The 3,055-nt window shown below is 40.9% G+C and carries 2 protein-coding genes and 1 pseudogene; 2 read left to right on the top strand and 1 reads right to left on the bottom strand.

Annotation, left to right across the window (positions count from 1 at the left end; genetic code table 11):
- Positions 1 to 1,584: DNA/RNA non-specific endonuclease (locus tag JGK14_RS33785; protein ID WP_325316008.1), on the top strand; the 1,584-nt coding region annotated here is incomplete at its 5' end.
- Positions 1,585 to 1,726: 142 nt separating this feature from the next.
- Here JGK14_RS33785 and JGK14_RS33790 read toward each other — a convergent pair.
- A complete protein-coding gene (locus tag JGK14_RS33790) occupies positions 1,727 to 2,200 on the bottom strand; it encodes a pentapeptide repeat-containing protein (protein WP_293186096.1) in 474 nt (157 codons plus the stop codon).
- Positions 2,201 to 2,623: 423 nt separating this feature from the next.
- On the opposite strand from JGK14_RS33790, the pseudogene JGK14_RS33795 reads away from it, so the two are divergent.
- Positions 2,624 to 3,055 (top strand): annotated as a pseudogene (locus JGK14_RS33795) (DNA/RNA non-specific endonuclease); the annotation flags it as partial.

Consider the following 3,055-nt stretch of genomic DNA (forward strand, 5'->3'; position numbering starts at 1 on the left):
GGTGATTATGCGGTTCCTACTTTGTTTAATGGGAATTTTGATGCTGTAGCGGCTCAACTAGATTCGCAACCCATTCCTGGTTGGTCTTTGTACAATGGCCATAATAAGTCTGTGTTGCAAAGCTCCTTGGTGAATCGGAACAGCATTACTACTTTATCTAACCCTGTAGTAGGGTCTAATTCGGGTTCAATCAATTATGCTCTAAAATTAGGTACAGGCGACAGCATCACGCACAATCCCTTTGTCGTACCGGATTGGGGAAATTTACGATTTGATGTTTTTGCTCCCACTCAAAGCGGAACACTAAATGTCAAGCTTGAAACGATAGATGGACAAAGTAAAAATGTAATCATCAATCTGGCACAAGATGCAAACTTTCAAATTGATGCAGCCAACAACAATAACACCGAGTCTATTAAGAACATCTATTCAGACATTGAAAATAAGATTGGGTTTGGCAGAAAAGGATTTGAAACCTTCCAACTTAAGTTAAACCTCACTGATTTAGAAATAGCAGATTTCCGAGGAAAGTCAGCGAAAATAACTTTTTCTTTAGACGGCGGTGACTCCGTTTACATAGATAATGTTTTCTTCAAGAGCGAGCATCTCAAATTTGGTAATCCCACTCAAGCTAGATGGAATCCTAGCAACAGTACATATAAAAACAACTTGCTGCTTGAAAAACCACAGTACGCGGTTTCTTACAATGCTGATACTAAAATTGCCAACTGGGTTGGTTGGAAAGTAGACAAAACATGGGTGACAAGACCAAAAACACAGCCGGGAGAGTTACCCAATGGGTTAATAAAAAGACCTGAGTTTATAGCCGATCCCGATTTATTCGCTAGTGGCTTGTCTACCTATGATGGAAATATCTTTACGGGCTTAGGAATGGATCGAGGTCATTTGTCTCCTGACAGAGATAGAAGAAGACATCCCAAAGACCAATTAGCAACGTACTTAACAACCAATTTGATTGCCCAGTCAATGGATAATAATCGTTTCTTTGGAGACAGCGATAATCCAGATGAGACTTCTGCTTGGTTCAATATTGAAGATAAAGTGGTAGATGAAAGAGCCAATCAGGGGCAAGAGCTCTACATTTTTGCTGGGGCTATCGGCAACAATCCAAATACTCAAAAGAAAACGAATGTTCCTGAGTTGCTTGATGACCTTTTCAATGGAGAGTTGATCAATCAGGGAAATACAAGCCCTAGCAATTTGTCAAACCGACAAATTCACATCCCTAGATGGACGTGGAAAACAATCATGGCTGTGGAACAACCAGGAGTTGATGTTACTTCGTCAAACATAGAAGCTTTCGCATATATGACGCCTAACATAGCAGAACCAAATTGGAATAATGTATCCTTAGATGGGATTGCTAATCCGCTTAACAATGATATGTTTTCTCCCTTTTTGGACAGCGTTCGCAGTAACATAAAGAAAACGGATTGGAGGAACCCAGATACTTGGCGAGTTACTCTTCCAGAACTCACAAAGATTCTTAACGAACGTAACAAAGTTCGTAACTATGACTTTAAGTTTGATTTCCTGTCAAATCTGCCAGAAGATATTCAGTAAGCTCTGAAGAATCAAGGGAGATATTCTCCTCCTTCTTAACATTTTACTTCTGGGCTAAACGGAACTTGGCATTACAGGAGGAAGTTCCGTTTAGCCCAGAAGTAATCATACTCTCATAACTTTTTAGGATATTATTATAATCTCATACTTCCCTGTTAGTATTGCTACAGGAAGAGCGATACAGATTGGAAGTGAAACCAGAAATAAAAACTCCGTCATGGCGAATAACGTCCCAGTAGTTACAAGGGTCTTCGCCAAAGCCCCCAAGCTTCGCACCTTGTAAATTGACTCTAGTAAAATTAACCGAGCTTATGTCGCATCTACTACTGTTAAATTCTCTCAAGTCACAGTCAAAAAACCTACTGTATTGCAAATGACTTGAGGTGATTCTAGCTTCTGTAAAGTTACAGTACCAAAATTGAGCCGAACCCAACTCGCACCTATGCAAATTGAGTCGGCTCAAATTGACATAGTTAAATTGAGCACCACTCAGGTTAATATTTTGCAGTTCAACTCCGCTCAAGTCAGCATACTCTAAAATGATGTTTCTAAAATCTCGATCGCCCGCAGCATAGCGTCTGAGTAATTCTTCTACAGTAATCCTTTCTTTTTCCATAACTCAACTCCTGTATCTATTTACACCTTCGATAATAGCGCACTCGCCGCTACATTTTGTTGGTTTCGGTCAAGGGGCTGTTGTTAATAGTGAAATTGTCCAGCGTTTAGGTACGTTTTTACCTGATGCTGGTGGTACGAGTCGGGCAAATCGCGACTTTCAGATGACGACTATTGACCCTTACGATTACGATGATAATTCTTTTGAAGGAACTTACCTTAATATTCAAGACCCAGAAATTAAGGTTTGGAATAATGTCACTTATGCTGACAATTATTACCAAACAAAGGGTATTGGGAATACGATTAACGGTCGGGAACTTGCTGGAACGAACTGGAAATCTGATTGGAATGTTTCTTTAGGAAACCGGGCTGGTTTTACGCCGGATGATGGGGAAGGTGCTTCTCATCGGGCTGCTTTGGCTTGGCGGGAACTGCTAATCTCACGGGTAGCAAACTGCCATCGGAAAACGGTGACACAATTTACCGCCGCTTGGGCGATTTGGAGCAAAACAATATCACCGATGTTACTAAGACTTGGTATACTCCTGACCATACTAATGCTAGTTTTACTCAGGGAGATACTAAAGCTCCTTGGGAAGGTATTGGTACGGGTTGGTTTGACTCTGTTTTAGGTGGAGGTTCTCAATTACGGCCTTATTTTGATGGTGGGAAGAAGACTAAAAATGAGTTGGGTGACTTTGAGGATTATTTGAAGAATAATCGGGTTTCGGTGTTAGAAGATAACACTTACTCGGCTAGGATGCGGGGTGATTATGCGGTTCCTACTTTGTTTAATGGGAATTTTGATGCTGTAGCGGCTCAACTAGATTCGCAACCCATTCCTGGTTGGTCT

This window comes from Microcoleus sp. PH2017_28_MFU_U_A (assembly GCF_020738035.1).
Lineage (GTDB): Bacteria > Cyanobacteriota > Cyanobacteriia > Cyanobacteriales > Microcoleaceae > Microcoleus.